Raw genomic sequence first — 20,799 nt, forward strand, 5'->3', positions numbered from 1 at the left:
ATTAAATGAAAAACCTTATCTCCTGGCAAGATTTTGAAAAAATAGACATCCGAACAGGAACTATTATTGATGCGCAAGATTTCCCAAAAGCCAAAAAAGCAGCATACCAATTGGAAATAGATTTTGGAATTTTGGGTATTAAAAAATCTTCTGCACAGATAACAGATTTGTACAAAAAAGAAGATTTAATTGGTTTGCAAATTCTTGCCATCGTTAATTTTCCACCAAAACAAATCGCCAATTTTATGAGTGAATGTTTAGTTTTAGGTGTTTATGGAGAAAATAACGAAGTAAGCTTGATTCATCCCGGATTGAAAACAGAAAATGGAAGCAAACTGGGATAAGTAATTTTTCACCAATTAATTGATTATAATCTGCTAAATAAAAAAGTAGACAAATCTGCTAAATAAGCAAGATTATTTTTCCAATATATATTTCAGTGATCAAATAATATCCTTAATTTAATTTTTAATACACACCAATGATTCATAAAATTCCCTTAGAAAAAATATTGTTTTTAGATATAGAAACGGTTCCGCTTGCTTCAGATTGGGCAGCATTAGATGAAACCGAACAAAAATTGTGGGATAAGAAAACTAGATTCCAACGCAAAGATGGGATTTCTGGTGAGGAGTTTTATGAAAGAGCAGGTATAATGGCAGAATTTGGGAAAATAATCTGCATAACCGTAGGTATGGCAGAGAAAAATAATACGCTGAAAATAAAAAGCTTCTATGGAGATGATGAGAAAAAACTACTCTTAGAATTTGGAGAAATTTTCAACAGCCCGCGTTTGCAAGATGTAATGCTATGCGCACACAACGGAAAAGAATTTGATTTCCCTTGGATTGCACGCAGATTTTTAATTAATGGTATGTTGCCACCACTACCCTTTCAACTTTTCGGAAAAAAACCATGGGAAATTCCACATATCGATACCATGGAACTCTGGAAATTTGGAGATTACAAAAGTTTCGTGTCTTTAGAATTACTTGCGCACGTTTTCGGAATTCCCACGCCAAAGGACGATATAGACGGATCTATGGTTGCATCTATCTACTATATAGAGAAAGACTTATTTAGAATTGTTCAATATTGTGAAAAAGATGTCTTAACTTTGGCAAATATCTTTCGAAAGATGCGGCAAGAAGATATATTCACAATTAGCGAATAAGAAAAAATGAATTATACAGACGATCAAATATCAGAAATTGGAGAGAAAATAATTGTAGCTTTAAAAACAATTTACGATCCAGAAATTCCTGTAGACATCTATGAATTAGGCTTAATTTATGACGTGCAAATTTCTGAAATAGGCGAGGTGAAAACCATCATGACTTTAACGACTCCAAACTGCCCTGTTGCAGAAAGTCTACCACAAGAAGTGAAAGAAAAAATTGCAGAAGTAGATGGTGTAAAGGAAGTTGATTTGGAATTAACCTTCGAGCCTAGTTGGAATAAAGATATGATGAGCGAAGAAGCAAAATTTGAATTAGGGATTTTGTTCTAGTTTAATTTTAGAAATGAAAAATATCTTTCGCCAAATTATATGCTCTCTCAAAATGCAATAAATTTTGGCGAATATCGATCTTTTCAAGGCTCATAAAATTAAAAACTTTTTCCGTCGGCATGTTTCCTGTGAGATCATCCGTCGCCAAAGGACAACCACCAATTCCCTTTATAGCACTATCAAAACTACGGCAACCCGCATCATAAGCAGCTTTTAGTTTTGGGTAAGATTCTTCATACTTATTGTGGAAATGAGCACCAAAATTCAACTCTGGAAATTTAGCTAGTAAATCTGTAAAAACCTGCTTTATTTGTGTTGTCGTTGCTGTGCCGGTTGTGTCTGAAATCAAAACATTTTGAATACCAGCATCGTAAAAGCGTTCTGTCCAAAAATCCAATTCTTTTATATCCCAATTTTCGCCATACGGATTTCCAAAGGCCATAGATAAATAAACGTTTAAAGATTTATTTTCATCTTTCGCCAATTGGTTTATTTTCAAAACATCCGCAAAAGCCTCTTCCTGCCCTTTGTTCGTATTTCTCTGCTGGAAAGTTTCTGATATAGAAAACGGAAAACCCATTATATCTACTTGCTCATGCATCATCGCTTTTTCCGCACCACGATAGTTTGCAACTATTACAGATAGTTGTGTATTAGAAAGACTTTTGTCTATATTATCTAGCACTTCGCCAGAATCTGCCATTTGTGGTATTGTTCTGGCAGACACGAAACTACCACAATCTAACACATCAAATTTTACTTCCATCAATGCATTGATGTAGTCTATTTTCTTTGCCGTTGGTATGAAATCATTCCAACCCTGCATCGCGTCTCTAGGACATTCTGTGAGAAACATTTAATTTTGATTTTCGTAAAGATACTATTTTTTTAAATTTAAGAAACTGGAAATAAAAAAGAATTTTAATGCATTAAGCCTCCTTCGCAAACTTCTACAATACCACTCTTTTTAATCTCCAATATGCCTATTGATACCAAAAAGAAGAAAAAGGTTTAATGATTTCAATAAAAATAATGAAATTTAGGCATCTATCTTATCATTTTTTAATGAATTAGATAAAAGACTACAAACCAACAACAATCCCAACATTTGGCACAAAACCACCATTGAAAATAGAGGTTTGCGCATCATATAGCACATTATATTGTGCGCCAATTTGCATATATATTCCATTTCCCAAACTTTGCATATAGCCACCACCAAGATACAAGGCAGATTCTTCGGTAGAATATTTATTGTTTGAAAATTTATCTTTAGAGCTAATAAAATACTGTTGAAATTGAGTGGAAATGTAAGCCGTTCTCGCAAAATAATAATTCGCAAAAGGACCAACACCGATAATGGTAGAAGATACGAATTGAGAATTATTCCAAGAAAGATTTCCTGCCAAACCTGTTTCAAAATTTTCAGAAACCAGATACCCAACTCTTGGCGTTACATAAATATTTGTTCCGCCACCATTTCCAAATGAGCCGCCTAAACCAGCAGAACCACCAAAAGTCCATTTAGAATTTTCGCCGCCCAATCTTGTAGAAGTTCCTATTTGCGCAAAAATAAAACTAGATGCGAAAAGCAATACTGAAATTAATATTTTCATCTTTTTGTTTTTTTAATTATCATCAAAAGTAATTAATTTTGAATAAATAAAATTTTATTAAATATTTAAAGACAAAAAAATTGTACCTTTTTACTCCAAAATAAAAATAAATGTCGTTAATAAATCTTTCAAACGAGCTCGCTTTAGGTATAGATATCGGTGGAACCAATACTAAATTTGGAATTGTAAATCATCGTGGAGAAATACTATCAAAAGAAACTTTGAAAACTACGGATTATGAAGACGTAGAAGATTTTGTAGATGCGCTGCATTCTAAAATAAAACCCCTTTTGAAAAATTTCGAAGTTGGCAAAAATTTTAAAGGAATTGGCATAGGTGCACCAAATGCCAACTTTTATAATGGCACAATAGAGCATGCGCCCAATTTAAACTGGAAGGGTATAATACCATTCGCAGAAATGATTACTAAGAAATTTGGTTACTCTTGCAAAATAACTAATGATGCAAATGCAGCTGCACTTGGAGAAATGATGTACGGAGCTGCCAAAGGAATGCAAGATTTCATCATGATTACCCTTGGAACTGGAGTTGGAAGTGGCATAATAGCAAACGGACAATTAATCTACGGACATGATGGCTTTGCTGGAGAACTTGGACATACCATCGTAAAACCAAATGGAAGAGAACATTGGAGTACGGGATCTCACGGATGTTTAGAAGCATATGCATCTGCAACAGGAATTGCTATTACTGCAAAAAAACTGCGTGCAGAATTCCCAAATTCTATGTTGAATGAATTTCATGAAGACGACATCAGTTCAGCAACAGTTCACCATTGTGCTGTGAAAGGTGATGCAACAGCTATTGAAGTTTTCCGTTATACAGGGCAAATTTTAGGCGAAGCATTGGCAAATTTTGTCATGTTTTCTTCACCAGAAGCTATTTTGCTTTTCGGTGGTGTTATAAAAGCTGGCAATTTTCTAATAGAACCAACAAAAATGCACATGGAACACAATTTGCTACCCATCTTTCGCGGAAAAGTAAAATTAATTTTTAGTGAACTAGATGAAGCAGATGCTGCAATTTTAGGAGCAAGTGCATTGGTTTGGTAAAAATTAATTTTAAAATTTAAAAAATCTTAAAATTTTATTAACAAAAATGAAAAATAATAATATACAAACCGTTGTTTTTGGCGGTGGATGTTTTTGGTGTGTAGAAAGTTGCTTCAATATGTTGAATGGAGTAGAAAAAGCAGTTTCTGGCTATGCTGGAGGATTGACAGAAAATCCTACTTACGAAGAAGTTTGTAGCGGGAATACAGGTCATGCAGAAGTTGTAGAAATAACTTATGATTCAAATGTTATTTCTTACGAGCAATTGATGGAGGTTTTCTATTTCTTACATGATCCTACACAACTCAATAGACAAGGAAATGATATCGGGACACAGTACAGATCTTCAATTTTCTACCAAGATGCCGAAGAAATGGAAAAAGCGGAAGCTGCCATGAAAGCATCTGAAGCAACTGGAAAATGGAACGGGAAATATGTGACGCAAATTTCTAAATTAGATGTGTTCTATCCGGCAGAAACTTATCATCAAGGATATTACGAAGTAAATCCAAACCAACCGTATTGCAGCGCAGTAGTAGGACCAAAAATTCAAAAGTTTAAAAAACATTTTGGTGATTTGGGCTGGTTGAAAGCGGAATAATTCTCGTATAGATTACAAAAAAAAATTCTTGAACAAAATTGTTCAGGAATTTTTTTTATTTAAATTTTAGATAGGTATTTTGTAGATCGTCTCGCTTGAAAATTCATTCTCTAAACATCTCTGTATGCGGCAAATTATCTTCCAAATATTTCTTATCTGTTGCTATAAAGCCAAATTCATTATAAAAAGGAATTAAATAATCCTGAGCAGAAATACGAATTTTTGAAGTATGAAGTCTATTTTCTACAGCTTCAACTGCATATTTCATCATTTGTCTGCCAAGGTTTCTACCTCTGCCAATTTCTGTTGTTAAAACTCTGCCGATAGAACTTTCAGCATATTTTATATTTTCGGGAAAAATTCTACAGTAACAAACTACTTTTCCATTTTCTTCTGCCCAAAGATGCAAAGCAACTTGATCTGCATCATCACAATCTGAGTATGGGCAATTTTGTTCCACTACGAAAACATCAATTCTCGCTTTGATAATTTTGTATAAATCTTCGGTTAATAATTGCTCAAAAGATTTTAATTTCCATAGAATATTACTCATCAAAATGAACTTTATTTTGAGCCAACATTAAATTTGTGTCCGTTATAAAATTCAAGATATCGTCCATTCCTTCCTTTTTTTCAGCAGAAGTAATGTAGGTATCTGGCAATTCGTCCCAGGTTTTTAGAAGTTCTTCATGATAAATTTCTGCATTTTTCAACGCGGTATTTGGTTTCAATTTATCTGCTTTCGTGAAGACAATGCTAAAAGGAACTCCACTTTCACCACACCACTGTATAAATTCCAAATCTATTTTTTGTGGCGCCAATCTAGAATCTACCAACACAAAAAGATTTACCAAATTATTTCTATTTAATATATAATTGGTGATTATCTTCTCAAAGTCTTTCCTTGTACTTTTAGAAACTCTTGCATATCCGTATCCTGGTAAATCTGTGAGAAACCAATGCTCGTTGATTAAAAAGTGATTAATCAACTGTGTTTTTCCGGGTGTTTGTGATGTTTTTGCAAGATATTTAGAATTCATCATCGCATTGATGAGTGAAGATTTTCCTACGTTGGATCTTCCGATGAAAGCATATTCTGGCTTATTTCCTTCCGGACAATCTTGCCATCTTTGGCTGCTTTTCACAAATTCCGTTGTTTTTATGACCATAGAATTTGTTTTAATTTTTAGTTTTTAGCCAGTCGTATAATATTTGATTAAATTCGTCTGGTTTTTCCATCATTGCTGCATGTCCACATTTATCAATCCAGAATAGATCTGAATTTGGAATTAATGCATTCATTTTTGTGGCAACATCTGGAGGTGTTACGTTGTCTTGTTTTCCCCAAATAATGCAGGTAGGAGTTGTAATTTTGTGAAGTTCCTTTTCCATATTATGCTTTACTGCACTTCTTGCAAGCATTACGGTTTTTATTCCTTTCCCTCTATCATTTGCTACAGCAAAAACCTCATCTACCAAATCTTGTGTTGCTACAGAAGGATCGTAAAATACTTCTTCTGCTTTCTTTTGAATATAAGCTCTATCACTTTTCCGTGGGAAACTATCTCCAAAACTTCTTTCATATAAGCCAGAACTTCCTGTAAGTACCATTCGCTTTATCAAATCTGGTCTAGCTAATGTAAGTATCAAACCTACATGACCGCCCATAGAATTTCCTACGATTGTGCACGGTTCTTCTACAATTTCTTCGATAAATTTTGCCACAAATTTCGCTAAAGTGGTAAGATTCGTGTTCAATATCGACATATCATACACTGGTAAATCTGGGAAATAAACTTTATATCCTCTTTCCGCAAAGTAATCCATCAATTTAGTGAAATTACTTAAACCACCCATTAATCCTTGCAACAGGACAATAGGCTCACCTTCCCCTTTGGAGATGAAACCAAAATTTTTATGTTTTTTCTTTTTTAATAGCATATAAGCCTTCTACAAGTTGGTAAAAATACAATTAATACCTAAATCTCTTGGTACTTTTATTAATTTTATAAATATAATTCTTTTTTCTATAACTAATAAATAATATGATATTAATTTATAGTAATACAACTATTTACACCTCAATTGGTTACCATTCCAGATACAAAAAATATAAAAGTTATTCACATTAAGTGAAAAAGTGGGAGAAAGTGGGAGAATATAGAAATATTTCTATAAATTTGTCCCAAATGAGAAATTTCATTGGCACATTTGAATGTAAGATAGACGATAAAGGTCGCATCAAAATCCCTACTTTGCTCGCAAAGCAGATGGAAGGTTTTGGCGATGATACCTTTGTCGTAAAACGTGCTGTGTTCCAATCCTGTTTGGAGGTTTATCCTTTGAGCAAGTGGGATTTAATGATGGAAAAAGTAAATAAACTAAACAGATTTGTAAAGAAAAACGCAGATTTTATTAGAATTTTTACAGCTGGAGTGAAAACTGCAGAATTGGATAGAGCAGGTAGAATTCAAATATCCAAAGACCTCACATTATTTGCAAATCTGGAAAAAGAAATCGTGCTAACAAGTGCGGGAGATTTTTTTGAAATTTGGGACAAAGAAGCCTACGAAAGAGTAATATCTGCAGATGTAGAAAATTTTTCTAGCCTTGCAGAAGAAGTGATGGGCGGAGGTGAAATTGAAATTGAAATTTAAAGTAAAGTTTTAAAAATAAAAAAAATAAAAATGTATCACGATCCTGTTTTATTGCATCAAAGCGTAGAGCATCTGGTTATCAATCCAGATGGTATTTATGTAGATTGTACATTCGGTGGAGGTGGACATTCCAAAGAAATACTAAATAAATTATCTGAAAAAGGAAAACTTTTCGCATTTGATCAAGATTTAGATGCTTTAGAAAATAAAATTGAAGATTCTAGATTTACCTTGATTAATCAAAATTTTCGATTTTTAGAGAATTCTATGACGATGTATGGATACCCAAAAGTAGATGGTATTTTGGCAGATCTAGGAGTTTCTTCTCACCAATTTGATAAGTTGGAGCGTGGTTTTTCTATAAGAGATTCTGCACCTTTAGATATGAGAATGAATGTACTACAACCATTAGATGCAAAAAAAATACTCAATAGTTTTGAAGAAGAACAGATAGCAGATATTCTATATAATTATGGAGAATTGCGAGAAGCCAGAAAAATGGCAAGAACAATTGTAACCAAAAGAGCAGAAAAAAAGATAGAAACAACGGCAGATTTGAAAAATCTATTCAGCTTTATTCCAGCTCACAAACAAAATAAAGTATTTGCACAAATATTTCAAGCAATAAGAATAGAGGTAAATCAAGAGTTAGAAGCATTAAAAGAAATGCTTTTGCAATCTTATAATATTTTGAAACCAGAAGGGAGATTGGCTGTAATCTCTTACCATAGTTTGGAAGATAGACTGGTAAAAAGATTTTTGAAAAACGGAATGTTCGAAGGCGAACCTGCAAGAGATATCTTTGGAAATTTTGAAAAATCTTTCAACCTACTGCAAACAAAAGCAATAATGCCAGACGAGTTGGAAATTGAAAAAAACTCGAGAGCAAGAAGTGCAAGAATGAGAATTGGTATAAAAGTGAATAAAGCCAAATAATATGGCGAAAAGAAATATAAAAAAAGCTCCTAAGAAATTAACTTTGATAGACATATTTAAAGGGAATTTTTTAAATAGAGATGAAATAAAATCTCACTACAAACTCTATCTTTTGCTTTTTGTTTTGATGTTGATTATTATATACAGCAATCATTTAGTCAATCAAAAAATAGAAATTGTAAATAATTTAAAAGAGCAAGCAGAAGAATATAAATCTAGAAATGCATACGCACAAAGTAGATTGATAAAAGTAAAAATGGAATCTGAACTAGGAAAAGAAATGGTTTTAGATTCTTTGATACCACTAGAAAACCATCCACACAAATTATTGATAAAATTAGACAGCAAAGATGCAAAACCAAAATGATTTTGAACTAAAAAGAAAAAATACCTTAAAATGGGGATACCTTTTTGCAGGAGTAGCGATAGTTACTTTTGTGGTTTTTTTGGTTCAAATAGTTCGTTTGCAAAATACGAATGTGGAAGAAATTCAAAACGACTACATCAACAATAATTACCGCGAAGCGACCCTAAAAGCTGCTCGTGGAAATTTATATGCTGCAGATGGTTCCATACTTGCAACAACAGTAATGCGATATGATATTTTTTTAGATTTCAAAATCATACGAGATACAACCTACACCAACAATGTTGCAGCACTTGCGGATTCTATGAGTGCAATGTTTGGCAAACCAAGAAATTATTACCGCCAAATTTTTGACGCACAAAGGAAAAAGGAAAATCAATATTATGGCTTGGTAAAAGGTTTAGACTTTGATCAATACGATAGAATTCGAAAATTTCCCATATTTAAAAAAGGAAAAAATCGTGGAGGTTTTATAGTTGATAGAAATTTCAAAAGAGAATTGGCAACTTCAGAAATCGGTACAGGAACTATTGGCATGGATAATGGCGAATACAAATCTGGTCTAGAAGGTGCTTTTTCAGAATATCTTACCGGTATAAATGGAAAAAGATTGGAACAACGAGTAAATTCTAGCCAATGGAAACCTATAGATTATTGGAAAACCCAAGAGCCAATCGATGGGCAAGATGTTTACACCACAATAGATTTGAGAATTCAAGATATTGCACACTCTGCTTTAGAAAAACAATTGATCAATTTTGATGCTGTTCACGGTTCCGTTTTGGTAATGGAAGTGAAAACGGGTAAAATAAAAGCCATGGTCAATCTGCGCAGAACCGAACCAGGAATTTATATCGATGCTTATAATTATGCGATGAAAGATGCCTCCGAACCAGGTTCTACCTTCAAAACGGTTTCACTTTTGGCAGCAATGGATGATGGTTTTATAGATGAAAATACAACAGTAAATGTTGGAAATGGCGTTTGGACTTATGCCGGACAGAGAATTTCCGATGGACATGGTGGTGGAACCTATGAAATAAGTGATGTACTTGCAAAATCCAGCAATGTTGGCTCCGCAAAATTAATTACTAAATTTTATGCAGACAAACCACAAGTTTTTCTAGATCACTTAAAACGCTGGAAAATGTTCGACAAAATGGACATTGAACTTCCAGGAGTTACAAAACCTTATATCGTAACGCCAGATAATAAAAAATGGAATGCCGCAACATTAGCTTCTTTGGCTTATGGCTACGCTTCCAGATTTAATATGCTACAACTCACCACTTTCTACAACGGAATTGCCAACAATGGAACCATGGTAAAACCAATTTTCATTGATAAAATAATGAAAGACGGCCAGATTCTGCACGAGGCAAAACCAGAAGTAATGGTACAAAAAATGGCTTCTGCAAACGCAATTACGATGATGACGAATGCGCTTACAAAAGCTGTAGAAAAAGGAACTGCAAGAAGTATTTTTACCCCAAATTTGAAAATGGCAGGAAAAACCGGAACTGCAAGATTTGAATATTGGAAACCAGGACCGATGAAATATCAAGCCTCTTTTGCAGGATTTTATCCATCAGACAATCCCAAATATACTTGTATTGTGATGGTTAATCAACCAGATAATTCTAAAGGTTTTTATGGCTCTGTAGTTGCAGCACCAGTTTTTAAGGAAATTGCCGGAAAAACATTTTTGAAAACACCACAAAATGTGGAAAAAGAAATGCTGGTAGACAAACAAATAGACTTAAAGAAAATTGCCAATCCCAATAAGAAAATTTCTATAAAACAAAATCAAATGCCTAGTTTGGTTGGCTTGGTTGGAAAAAACATTATTCCACAGTTAGAAAATTTAGGATATCGAGTTGAATATAAAGGTGTTGGAAAGATAAAAGAGCAATTTCCCGTGGTTGGAACTATTATTAAAAAAAACCAGAGAATATATTTAAGTTTAAATTAAAAAAATGCCTGAAAGGGCAAAATGAATAGGATTGGGCATCGCCTGATGAAAATTAATGATATGCAATTAGAAAAAATCTTACATAGAATCCCAGTTTTAGAAATTCACGGAAACATACAACGGGAAGTTTCTGAAATCCAATTCGACAGCCGAAAAGTTGTCGCCGATTCTTTGTATGTAGCTATTTCTGGTTCTGTTTCAGACGGACATTCTTTCATTGATTCAGCGATAGAAAAGGGCGCAAATTCAATTGTTTGTGAAGAATTACCACAAAATTTAAATGAAAAAATCACCTACATTAAGGTGAAAAATACGGCAAAATCTCTTGGAAGATTGGCCTCAAATTTTTACGGAAATCCTACAGAAAATTTAAAATTAATAGGAATTACGGGTACAAATGGCAAAACCTCAACGTCTACTCTACTTTTTGATCTATTAAAATTATTAAATCATAAATCTGCCTTAATTTCTACGGTAGAATATAGAATTGATGAAGAAATATTTCCATCTACACATACAACACCAGACGCAATTACGCTCAATAAAATTTTGAGAAAAGCCGTAGATTCTGGCTGCGAGTACGCTGTAATGGAAGTAAGTTCCCACGGAATAGACCAATATAGAACCGAAGGTTTGAATTTCGCAGTCGCAGGTTTCACCAATATCACACATGATCATTTAGATTATCACAAAACTTTTATAGAATATCTAAATACGAAAAAGAAATTCTTCGACAATCTATCTCCAGAAGCAACTGCCATCACAAATATTGATGATAAGAATGGCAACGTAATGGTACAAAATACCAAAGCCACCGTGAAAACTTTTGCGATGAAAACTTTGGCAGACTATCATGGAAAATTAATGGAAGCAGATTTCAACGGGATGCTTTTACAATTTAATAGTAAAGAATTTTGGAGCACACTTTCTGGTAAATTCAATGTGTATAATTTGCTTCTAGTATTCGGAATTGCGGTGGAGTTAGGTTTTGATGAGGTAGATGTTTTGCAAAGTATTTCCCAATTAAAAAGAGTTTCCGGTAGGTTTGAATTATTAAAATCCGAAGGCGGAATTTTCTTCGTGGTAGATTATGCGCATACTCCAGATGCTTTGGAAAATGTATTAGATTCCATCAACGAAATTCGCAGCAAAAACGAAAGATTAATCACCGTTTTTGGTTGTGGCGGAGATCGTGATACCACAAAACGCGCAGAAATGGGAAAAATCGCCAGTTCAAAATCTACATTGGCAATCATCACATCAGATAATCCAAGAACGGAAGATCCTACAGAAATTATTAAGCAAATAGAAGCAGGAGTTGATCCTCAAAATTTTAGCAAATACACTTCAATTCCAGATAGAAAAGAAGCTATAAAAATGGCTATAAAATTTGCCGAACCAAAAGACATCATCCTAGTTGCGGGAAAAGGACATGAAACTTATCAGGATATCGATGGTGTAAAACATCATTTTGACGATAAGGAAGTTTTGCTGGAACTGGCAGCGAAAATGGGAAAATAAATATCAATGAATACAAAGAAAAAAATATTAATAATTCTTTCTTCAATTTTTCTAATTGGAGCAGTAGTATTTGTATTTAATTATTCATTTCTAAAAAAAATAGAAATTTTAGATTGCGAGGCAACTTATACGGTAGAAAAACCTGAACCTGGATTTTTAGATGTTTCAGAAGGAAACGCAAAAGTAGAAGTTGCTTTATGTCTTTGCGAAAAATATGATATTAATAAAGAAACTATTTACAAAAATGAAATTTTAAAGTTATACGATGAACCTTTTGGCGGATTTCGATTATTATTTAAAAATCCTGAAAAGAATGTAGATTCAATTTGTAAATACAGAAACGATGTTTTTACAAAAATGTATAATTTATAATCAATCATCATTTATCAACCATCAATAATCAAATATGATATACTACCTCTACGAATACCTCAATCAACACGGAATCAATATTCCGGGGATGAGTTTGTTTCGTTTTATCACCTTTCGTGCAGCGATGGCAGTTTTGCTTTCGTTGATCATTGCATTGGTTTATGGTAAAAAAATAATCAACTATTTGCGTAGAAAACAAATGGGCGAAACCGTGAGAGATCTTGGTTTAGACGGTCAAAAACAGAAAGAAGGTACACCAACAATGGGCGGACTTATCATCATTTTGGCAACATTGATACCTGTTTTTCTCTTTGCAAAAATTACCAATATCTATATTATTTTACTAACGGTTTCCGTAGTTTGGATGGGAGCAATAGGTTTTGTAGACGATTATCTAAAGAAAATTAAAAACAACAAAGATGGCTTAAGCGGAAAATTCAAAATTATTGGACAAGTTGGTCTAGGCTTAATTGTAGGAATTACGATGTATTTCCATTCAGATATTACCATCAAAAGAAAATATGCAGATGCAGGAGTCATCAATAGAAACAATGTAGAGCAAAACTTTATGCCGGCAGAAAAAGCCACCGTTTCCACCGTTCCATTTGTGAAAAACAATGAGTTTGATTATAGCGGAATTCTCTTTTGGATGAGCGAAAAAGATGCAGACAAATGGTCTTGGATTGTATTTATACCCTTCGTAATTTTCATTGTGACGGCAGTTTCAAACGGTGCAAATATTACCGACGGAATAGATGGTTTGGCAGCAGGAACAAGCACCGTAATACTGCTCACACTCGCATTTTTCACTTATATTTCGGGAAATCTAATTATCGCAGATTACCTCAACATCATGTTTCTGCCCAACATGGGAGAAACCACCATATTCGCCTTAGCTTTGGTGGGAGCAGTTATCGGTTTCTTCTGGTACAATACCTATCCAGCACAAGTATTCATGGGAGATACCGGAAGTTTAATGTTGGGTGGAGTAATCGCAGTTTTAGCAATAATTTTAAGAAAAGAACTGCTCATTCCCGTATTATGCGGTATATTTTTAATAGAAAATCTATCGGTAATGCTTCAAGTAGTGGTTTTTAAATACCGTAAGAAAAAATTTGGGTTAGAATATGCTCAAAACAATAGGCTTTTCAAGATGTCGCCACTTCATCATCATTATCAAAAAGAAGGATATCATGAAAGCAAAATTGTAAATAGAATGATAATAATGGGTGTTTTATTCGCCATTATTTGCCTGATAACATTAAAAGTAAGATAAACTATAAAGTCAAGTATTAGAATTATTTGGGCAGCTTAATCCGCCTTCCGTTCCCATTCTTTTTTTTCAAAAAAGGAATTCCACTCAAGTCGGGCTGCAAGATGTTTAATGATATAGAATGAATAGATCAAAATAAAGAATCCCAAAGGGATGAAACAATATTAGCCATATGATTTATCATCTGGATTTAAATAAAGGAACGATCGATATTAAAACGGTGGAATTTATTCCATCGAAAAAATCCCAAAGGGATGAAACAAAATAAGCCATAGGGTTTATCCTATGGGAATATGAAAAATAGCAAATCCCAATGGGATGACATTATTATAACGAAGGGATAGCATTATTATATGAAAATAGTAGTTTTAGGAGGAGGAGAAAGCGGCTTTGGTGCAGCTTATCTAGCGAAAGAGAAAGGCTTTGAAGTTTTTCTTTCAGATCGTGGTATCATCAAACCTGAGTACAAAAAACTACTGCAGGAAAATAATATAGATTTTGAAGAAGAAAACCACAACGAAGAAAAAATACTTGCCGCAGATTGGATTGTGAAAAGTCCTGGAATTCCGAAAAAAGCAGATATTGTATTTAAAATTAAGCAAAAAGGAATTAGATTATCTTCTGAAATAGAATTTGCCTCAGAGTTTACGAATGCAAAGATCATCGCGATTACAGGAAGTAATGGAAAAACTACAACAGCATCTTTAATCTATCATATTTTAAAGAATGACGGTTTCAATGTTGGATTAGGCGGTAATATCGGCAAAAGTTTTGCGAAAATGGTTGCAGAAGGCAATCATGAATTTTATGTTTTGGAGGTTAGTTCTTTCCAACTAGACGATATTCAAAATTTTAGACCGATGATTTCTATGTTGTTGAATTTAAGCAAAGATCATCTAGACCAATACAACTACAACTATGAAGAGTATGCTTTGGCGAAATTCAGGATTGCAGAAAACCAGGAAAATGATAATTTTTTCATCTATAATAAAGATGATGAAATGAGCGAAAACTTACTTCAAAAATTAGCTATAAAAGCCAAAATGCTTCCATTTTCCCTAAAAGAAAAGGTGAAAGAAGGAGCTTATGCTACAGAAAATAAAATTTTTGTAAAACTGCAACAAGAATTCTCTATGAATGTAGAAGAACTTTCTTTGGTCGGAAATCATAATATTGCCAATAGCTTAGCAGCTTCCATCGCTGGTAAAATATTGAATATCAGCGACCAAAGTATAAGAAATTCTTTGATGACTTTTCAAGCGGTAGAACATCGTTTAGAAGAAGTTGCAGAAATTTCTGGAGTGAAATATATTAATGATAGCAAAGCTACCAACGTAAATGCAGCTTACTACGCATTAGAAAGCATGAAAAACCCAACAGTTTGGATTGTAGGTGGCGTAGACAAAGGCAATGAATATGCAGAAATAGAGCAATTGGTACACAAGAAAGTAAAAGCCATTGTTTGTATGGGAATTGATAATCAGAAAATTATAGATTTCTTTAAAGATAAAAAAGACCTTATTTACAGCACTTCTAGCATGGAGGAAGCAGTACAAGTGGCGGAAACTGTTGCAGAAAAAGGAGATACTGTTTTGCTTTCGCCGTGTTGCGCAAGTTTTGATTTATTTCAAAACTATGAAGACCGCGGAAATCAGTTTAAAAATGAAGTGAAAAAATTAATTAATATCTAAAAAAAGCGACGGCATAATTGCGATACTTTAAAAATGGAAAACCTACTTACAGAAAACAAATTTGAATATCTAAAGGGCGATAAAATCCTTTGGATCATCATTATTGTGATTTCTATTTTCTCAATTTTCCCCGTTTATTCTGCGAGTTCAAATTTGGAATATATCGTTAATACTGGCAGCACAACAAGCAGCGTACTTTTGAAACACAGCTTTTTTGTTTTGCTCGGTTTAGTCGTTACAAGAATTGTAGGCACTGTAAAATACGAGCACATCGGGAAATTGAGCTTAATGATGCTCATTTTTATGGCAGGATTACTGGTCATCACATTTTTCAGCGGACAAACGATTGATGGTGCAAGTGCTTCTAGATGGTTGAAAATTCCTGGAACACCTTTCTCATTCCAACCCTCATCTTTCGCATATTTGATGTTGATCATTTATCTCTGCAGATATTTAACCAAAAAAATAAAAACGGAAAGAGCACCTTGGGAAAATCTTTTACTAGTTTTCGGCCCAATTCTCGCCATATTTTTCTTGGTTGCAAAAGACAATGGATCTACAGCTTTGATGATTATGATGGTTTCCATCGCGGTATTATTCATCGGTCAATTTAGCAAAAAATATATTGCAGGCTTTATTTCCGTAGCATTTATATCTACAACATTATTCATTCTTGTAGCTTTGAATACAAATATGATTGGTGGAAATAGAATCCACACTTGGGTGAGCAGAATAGAAACTTTTACATCTACAAAAACAAAAGCAAACGATGTAGAAACAGAAGCCATGAAAGCCAAAAACTATCAATCTATGCAAGCAAAAGCAGCGATTGTTCATGGTGGAATCACGGGAATTGGACCGGGAAAAAGCGCTTTAAAACAAATGCTTCCGCAATCTGCATCAGATTTTATCTTCGCAATAATTGTAGAAGAATACGGACTTTTTGGTGCCATGTTTTTAATTGGAGCTTATCTAATAATGATCATTAGAATTGTGATGATTGCCAGCAAAATGCCCGCATTTTTTGGGAGTTTACTGGTGCTATCAATGGGAGTAATGATTTTTGTGCAAATTGCAGTAAATATAGCCGTTGCAGTAAATTTAATTCCCGTTACAGGTCAACCTTTACCATTGATCAGTTATGGAGGAACCTCAATGCTAGTTACTTACATTCAATTAGGTTTAATATTAAATGTAAGTTCTAGAATACAAATTTATGATGAAGAAGGAATAGGAAAAAAACAAAATTTAGAGGAAATCAATGATATTGCTTGACGATAATTGATGATTGATATTAAAAATAAATATGCATAAATCCCGAAGGGATGAAACAACAATAACCATAAGATTTATCCTATGGAATGTAATATGAAAAAACTAAAAATTCTAATGAGTGGCGGCGGAACCGGAGGACATATCTTCCCGGCGATCGCGATTGCACAAGAAATCCAGAAAAGATTTCCGGATGCAGAATTTTTATTTATTGGCGCCAATGGAAAAATGGAAATGGAAAAAGTTCCACAGGCAGGTTTCAAAATTGTGGGATTAAATATCGCAGGCTTTAATCGAGGAAATATGATGAAAAATCTTTCCTTACCGTTTAAGATATTTTCAAGCCTGAAAAATGCAAAATCAACGATCAAAAACTTCAATCCAGATTTTGCTGTTGGCACAGGAGGTTTTGCTTCTGCTCCTTCCCTATTTATGGCCTCAAGATTGGGAATTCCATATTTTCTACAAGAACAAAATTCTTTGCCGGGAAAGACCAATCAGTTTTTGGCTAAAAAAGCAAAAGCCGTTTTCACCGCATATCCAAAGATGGGACATTTTTTCCCTGAAACCACAACGCACTATCTTGGAAATCCAATAAGAGAAAATATTATTACAGGCTTAAAAGATACAAAGGAAGCTAAAACAAAAATGGGTCTAGATCCAGAAAAACTATGCATACTTTCTGTCGGTGGATCTTTAGGAAGCAAAACTTTAAATGATGCTTGGCTGCAAAATTTAGAAAATTTAAAACAGCTTGACGTTCAATTGATCTGGCAGACCGGAAAAACGGAGTATAATGATTTGAGTAAAAATGAATCAATCATCAAGCATCAATTATCAATTATTCTAAAGGAGTTTATTTCAGACATGGCATTGGCATATTCCGCGGCAGATATTATTGTTTCACGAGCTGGGGCAATTGCGATTTCAGAATTGGCAGTTGCAAGCAAACCTTTAATTTTAGTACCTTTTCCTTATGCAGCAGAAGATCATCAAACCAAAAATGCAATGTCTTTGGTAGAAAATGATGCCGCAAAAATGATCACTGATAAAGAAATGCCAGAGAAATTCTGGAATGTTCTTACAGAAATAATAGATAATGAAACCTTGAGATCTGACCTAGCCAATCATTTGAAAAAATTGGGTAAACCAGAGGCTACAAAAGAAATAGTGGACGAAATTTTAAAAACCGTACTGAAATAATGACCTACTTAAACTCTTTTCAAAATTTTTACTTCGTGGGAATCGGAGGAATTGGCATGTCTGCATTGGCGAGGTATTTCTATGCATCCAACAAAAATGTATTGGGCTACGATAAAACGGAGACAAAACTAACCCTGAAATTAAAAGAGGAAGGAATTTCTGTGCATTTTCAAGGTGAAATTACCGAAGAAATTAAAAATTTAAGCCCAGAAAACACTTTAGTAATCTATACACCTGCAATCAAAAATTTAGAAATTCTAGATTATTTTAAGGAAAATAAATTCACCGTTTTAAAAAGAGCAAAAGTTCTCGGTTTAATTACCGAACATACAAAATGCATCGCAGTTGCAGGAACTCATGGCAAAACAACAACATCCAGCTTGGTGGCACATCTTTGCAAGGAAGCAGGTTTGAATTTTTCGTGTTTTTTAGGCGGAATTTCAGAAAATTTCCAAAGCAATTTCTATCACAGCGGCAACGAATATTCTGTAGTAGAAGCAGATGAATACGATAGAAGTTTTCTCACGCTTTCGCCAGATTGGGCAATCGTAACTTCCACAGATGCAGACCATTTGGATATTTACGGTGATGTGGAAACTATAGAAGAAGGCTTTCAAGAATTTGCAAATTTATTGCCAAAAAAACAGCAATTATTTGTGAGAAAAGGAACTTCCATAAAGGGAGAATTCCAGACTTATGCAGTCAATGAGAAGGCAGATTTTTATTCGGATAATTTAAGAATGGAAGGCGATACAATTCTATTTGATTTTCATACAGAAGCAGAAACAACCAAAGATTTCTCTTGGGAGATTCCAGGAATTCACAATGTAGAGAATGCAACTGCGGCTATCGCTCTGCTTAATACAGCTGGTGTAGAATTATCGGTTTTAAAGAAAGGAATTGCGAGTTTTAAAGGGATAAAGAGAAGATATACAAAACATAGATTTGACAGCGGAAAAATTTATATAGATGATTATGCGCATCATCCCACAGAATTGAATGCGGTTATCGGTTCTATAAAAACCTTTTATCCAGACAAGAAATTGTTGGTTGTTTTTCAACCTCATCTGTTCAGTAGAACGAGAGATTTTGCAGATGGCTTTGCAGAAAGTTTGAGCAAGAGTGATGAGTTGATTCTTTTAGATATTTACCCTGCGAGAGAATTGCAAGAAAATTTTGAGGGAATAACATCCGAATGGTTGTTAGAAAAAATTGATTTAGACAAAAAAGTAAATTTAAAATTAGAAGATGCATTAAAGAAAATTAAAGAGAAAGAGTTTGATATTGTACTTACAGTTGGCGCAGGAAATATAGACACTTTGTATGACCCGATTTTGAGTTGGATGAAGGTTTGAGTTTAAAATGAAAAAATTTTTTTTACTGCTTTTTTTATTTTTCCTTTTTGGTTTTGCATACTCGCAAACTACCGCAGAACTTAAGCAAAAAAAAAGCATTGACTATTATTCTGATGCAATCGAAAAAGATAAAAGTGTAAAAAAATATAAGTTCACTGTTATAGGAAGTGATAAAAATATTCTCTATAAATATGAAAAGAAAAGTAACGAAATCGTAAAAATTTCTCGAAATTGGGATGAAAAAGACGGAGATTATAAGGCGACATATTCCTATGATTTTGTAATGAAAAATGAAAGTAAAATATATGCACAAGAGGGAATTACTTATCAAAACTATAATGATTCTGAAGATATATCCATTTGGAATGTTAAATTTTGGTTGAAAAACGATAAAGTAATTTTCACAACATCATTAGGTCATGGAAAAACGGAAATGGATGATTGGGATTATGAAAAAGAATTAAAAGAAAATTTTAATTACATGCTAAAAACAGTAAAAAATTACGATAACAAAAGGATGTTGATAGAAAAAAAATGAAAAATAAATGGCGCATATTAAAAATAGCAATTACAGTAATCCTTTTTGGGTTTCTGCTCAGTTTCTCTTTGAAGAGATTTAATGAAGCGAAATTAGAAACCATTAAAGTAAAACTGAATCCTACAAAACCAGAAGTATATTTCATTGATGAGAAAGAGATAAGAAGTATTGTTCAAAAAAATAATCCTACGCAAAAAATCGGTGATGTAGATATACCAAAAATTGAAAAATTAATAAATAATTTACCCTCAATAGATAGCGCAAATGTATTTTTAAACTTGAATGGAACATTAAATGTAGATATAAGACAGAAAGTTCCCGTTTTCAGATTAACAAAAAATGGAAACACATTCTACGTAGATGCAAAAGGAAATGAATTTCCACTTTCCAAAACTTATTCACATCCGAGTATGTTGGTAAATGGAAATGTAGAGAAAAGCGAATATCCTGCCTTGGTAGAATTGGTGAAGAAAATAGAGGAAGATCCTTTTAGTAAAAAGTATTTCATAGGGATTTCAAAAATAAAAGGCAGCTACAACCTACTTCCCGTAGAAGGAAATTATAAGGTAGAAATTGGAGATTTAGAGAGAATAGATTTAAAAGTGAAAGGTTTCAAAACATTTATGGAAAAGGTTTTATCTTACAAAAGCCCAGATGTTTACAACAAAATTTCATTAAAATATGAAAATCAAATTGTAACCACACTAAATCCAAATTTCGCAGAAAATGATAGTTTGCTTGCGTTAGGTAAAAAAGAAATGGAAAAACTGCCAGATTTGGTAAAACGAAAACAGCTGGCAGAGCTAAAGGAAAGACAATTAAAGAAAAAATAAATAAAACAT

At 33.5% G+C, this 20,799-nt stretch carries 23 protein-coding genes; 18 read left to right on the forward strand and 5 right to left on the reverse strand.

Going from position 1 to position 20,799, the window contains the following annotated elements; genetic code table 11:
- Nucleotides 1-5 precede the first annotated feature (5 nt).
- The 3 genes from HNQ03_RS00860 to HNQ03_RS00870 all read left to right on the forward strand — a co-directional run bounded on the left by HNQ03_RS00860 (nt 6) and on the right by HNQ03_RS00870 (nt 1,510).
- Nucleotides 6-344, forward strand: a complete 339-nt coding sequence (locus tag HNQ03_RS00860) for a tRNA-binding protein (RefSeq protein WP_173777740.1) — start codon at nt 6-8, stop codon at nt 342-344.
- A gap of 137 nt (nt 345-481) precedes the next feature.
- On the forward strand, nt 482-1,174 hold the full coding sequence (locus HNQ03_RS00865; protein ID WP_173777741.1) for a 3'-5' exonuclease: 693 nt from the start codon (nt 482-484) through the stop codon (nt 1,172-1,174).
- Nucleotides 1,175-1,180: 6 nt separating this feature from the next.
- Nucleotides 1,181-1,510 carry an SUF system Fe-S cluster assembly protein gene (locus tag HNQ03_RS00870; protein ID WP_173777742.1) on the forward strand — a complete coding sequence of 110 codons (330 nt, stop codon included), beginning with the start codon at nt 1,181-1,183 and terminating at the stop codon, nt 1,508-1,510.
- Nucleotides 1,511-1,517: 7 nt separating this feature from the next.
- Here the strand turns inward: HNQ03_RS00870 and HNQ03_RS00875 are convergent, their stop codons facing one another.
- Both HNQ03_RS00875 and HNQ03_RS00880 read right to left on the reverse strand, forming a co-directional pair.
- A complete protein-coding gene (locus tag HNQ03_RS00875) occupies nt 1,518-2,366 on the reverse strand; it encodes a beta/alpha barrel domain-containing protein (protein WP_173777743.1) in 849 nt (282 codons plus the stop codon).
- Nucleotides 2,367-2,592: 226 nt separating this feature from the next.
- Nucleotides 2,593-3,126, reverse strand: coding sequence for a hypothetical protein (locus HNQ03_RS00880; RefSeq protein ID WP_173777744.1), 534 nt, complete (start codon nt 3,124-3,126; stop codon nt 2,593-2,595).
- Between the two features lie 110 nt (nt 3,127-3,236).
- Here HNQ03_RS00880 and HNQ03_RS00885 point away from each other — a divergent pair, with 110 nt between their 5' ends.
- Entirely contained in the window at nt 3,237-4,199 is a 963-nt protein-coding gene (locus HNQ03_RS00885; protein ID WP_173777745.1) for an ROK family protein, read from the forward strand.
- Nucleotides 4,200-4,245: 46 nt separating this feature from the next.
- Entirely contained in the window at nt 4,246-4,800 is a 555-nt protein-coding gene (gene msrA / locus HNQ03_RS00890) for a peptide-methionine (S)-S-oxide reductase MsrA (RefSeq protein WP_173777746.1), read from the forward strand.
- Between the two features lie 103 nt (nt 4,801-4,903).
- Here the strand turns inward: msrA and HNQ03_RS00895 are convergent, their stop codons facing one another.
- From HNQ03_RS00895 to HNQ03_RS00905, 3 genes are read right to left on the reverse strand one after another with little or no spacing between them, the layout of a single operon-like run.
- A complete protein-coding gene (locus tag HNQ03_RS00895; protein WP_173777747.1) occupies nt 4,904-5,353 on the reverse strand; it encodes a GNAT family N-acetyltransferase in 450 nt (149 codons plus the stop codon).
- The gene (gene yihA, locus HNQ03_RS00900) at nt 5,346-5,969 is read right to left on the reverse strand and encodes a ribosome biogenesis GTP-binding protein YihA/YsxC (protein ID WP_173777748.1); all 624 of its coding nucleotides are present in this window, start codon (nt 5,967-5,969) and stop codon (nt 5,346-5,348) included. The genes HNQ03_RS00895 and yihA overlap by 8 nt, the downstream gene beginning before the upstream one ends.
- Nucleotides 5,970-5,979: 10 nt before the next feature.
- Complete coding sequence (locus tag HNQ03_RS00905) at nt 5,980-6,741, reverse strand: alpha/beta fold hydrolase (protein WP_173777749.1); 762 nt, start codon at nt 6,739-6,741, stop codon at nt 5,980-5,982.
- A gap of 248 nt (nt 6,742-6,989) precedes the next feature.
- On the opposite strand from HNQ03_RS00905, the gene mraZ reads away from it, so the two are divergent.
- From mraZ to HNQ03_RS00970, 13 genes are all read left to right on the forward strand, one after another.
- On the forward strand, nt 6,990-7,457 hold the full coding sequence (gene mraZ / locus HNQ03_RS00910) for a division/cell wall cluster transcriptional repressor MraZ (protein WP_173777750.1): 468 nt from the start codon (nt 6,990-6,992) through the stop codon (nt 7,455-7,457).
- 30 nt (nt 7,458-7,487) lie between these two features.
- Nucleotides 7,488-8,393 (forward strand): 16S rRNA (cytosine(1402)-N(4))-methyltransferase RsmH, encoded by a 906-nt coding sequence (gene rsmH / locus HNQ03_RS00915; protein WP_173777751.1) that lies wholly within the window; start codon nt 7,488-7,490, stop codon nt 8,391-8,393.
- A gap of 1 nt (nt 8,394) precedes the next feature.
- Nucleotides 8,395-8,760, forward strand: a complete 366-nt coding sequence (locus HNQ03_RS00920) for an FtsL-like putative cell division protein (protein WP_173777752.1) — start codon at nt 8,395-8,397, stop codon at nt 8,758-8,760.
- Nucleotides 8,744-10,732 (forward strand): penicillin-binding transpeptidase domain-containing protein, encoded by a 1,989-nt coding sequence (locus HNQ03_RS00925; protein ID WP_173777753.1) that lies wholly within the window; start codon nt 8,744-8,746, stop codon nt 10,730-10,732. Before HNQ03_RS00920 ends, HNQ03_RS00925 begins: the two co-directional genes overlap by 17 nt.
- A 60-nt stretch (nt 10,733-10,792) precedes the next feature.
- Entirely contained in the window at nt 10,793-12,253 is a 1,461-nt protein-coding gene (locus tag HNQ03_RS00930; protein WP_173777754.1) for a UDP-N-acetylmuramoyl-L-alanyl-D-glutamate--2,6-diaminopimelate ligase, read from the forward strand.
- A 6-nt stretch (nt 12,254-12,259) separates the two neighbouring features.
- Complete coding sequence (locus HNQ03_RS00935; RefSeq protein ID WP_173777755.1) at nt 12,260-12,625, forward strand: hypothetical protein; 366 nt, start codon at nt 12,260-12,262, stop codon at nt 12,623-12,625.
- 34 nt (nt 12,626-12,659) lie between these two features.
- A complete protein-coding gene (mraY, locus tag HNQ03_RS00940) occupies nt 12,660-13,901 on the forward strand; it encodes a phospho-N-acetylmuramoyl-pentapeptide-transferase (RefSeq protein WP_173777756.1) in 1,242 nt (413 codons plus the stop codon).
- A gap of 350 nt (nt 13,902-14,251) precedes the next feature.
- Nucleotides 14,252-15,589, forward strand: a complete 1,338-nt coding sequence (gene murD / locus HNQ03_RS00945) for a UDP-N-acetylmuramoyl-L-alanine--D-glutamate ligase (RefSeq protein ID WP_173777757.1) — start codon at nt 14,252-14,254, stop codon at nt 15,587-15,589.
- Between the two features lie 33 nt (nt 15,590-15,622).
- Nucleotides 15,623-16,864: an FtsW/RodA/SpoVE family cell cycle protein gene (locus HNQ03_RS00950; RefSeq protein WP_173777758.1), complete on the forward strand. Its 1,242-nt coding sequence runs from the start codon at nt 15,623-15,625 to the stop codon at nt 16,862-16,864.
- Nucleotides 16,865-16,957: 93 nt separating this feature from the next.
- Nucleotides 16,958-18,064: an undecaprenyldiphospho-muramoylpentapeptide beta-N-acetylglucosaminyltransferase gene (gene murG, locus HNQ03_RS00955; protein WP_173777759.1), complete on the forward strand. Its 1,107-nt coding sequence runs from the start codon at nt 16,958-16,960 to the stop codon at nt 18,062-18,064.
- Nucleotides 18,064-19,419, forward strand: a complete 1,356-nt coding sequence (murC, locus tag HNQ03_RS00960; RefSeq protein ID WP_173777760.1) for a UDP-N-acetylmuramate--L-alanine ligase — start codon at nt 18,064-18,066, stop codon at nt 19,417-19,419. Before murG ends, murC begins: the two co-directional genes overlap by 1 nt.
- Nucleotides 19,420-19,426: 7 nt before the next feature.
- Entirely contained in the window at nt 19,427-19,957 is a 531-nt protein-coding gene (locus tag HNQ03_RS00965) for a hypothetical protein (RefSeq protein ID WP_173777761.1), read from the forward strand.
- Nucleotides 19,954-20,790, forward strand: coding sequence for a cell division protein FtsQ/DivIB (locus tag HNQ03_RS00970; protein WP_226927402.1), 837 nt, complete (start codon nt 19,954-19,956; stop codon nt 20,788-20,790). The genes HNQ03_RS00965 and HNQ03_RS00970 overlap by 4 nt, the downstream gene beginning before the upstream one ends.
- The last annotated feature ends 9 nt before the right edge of the window (nt 20,791-20,799 follow it).

Source organism: Frigoriflavimonas asaccharolytica (genome assembly GCF_013294015.1).
Classification (GTDB): domain Bacteria; phylum Bacteroidota; class Bacteroidia; order Flavobacteriales; family Weeksellaceae; genus Frigoriflavimonas; species Frigoriflavimonas asaccharolytica.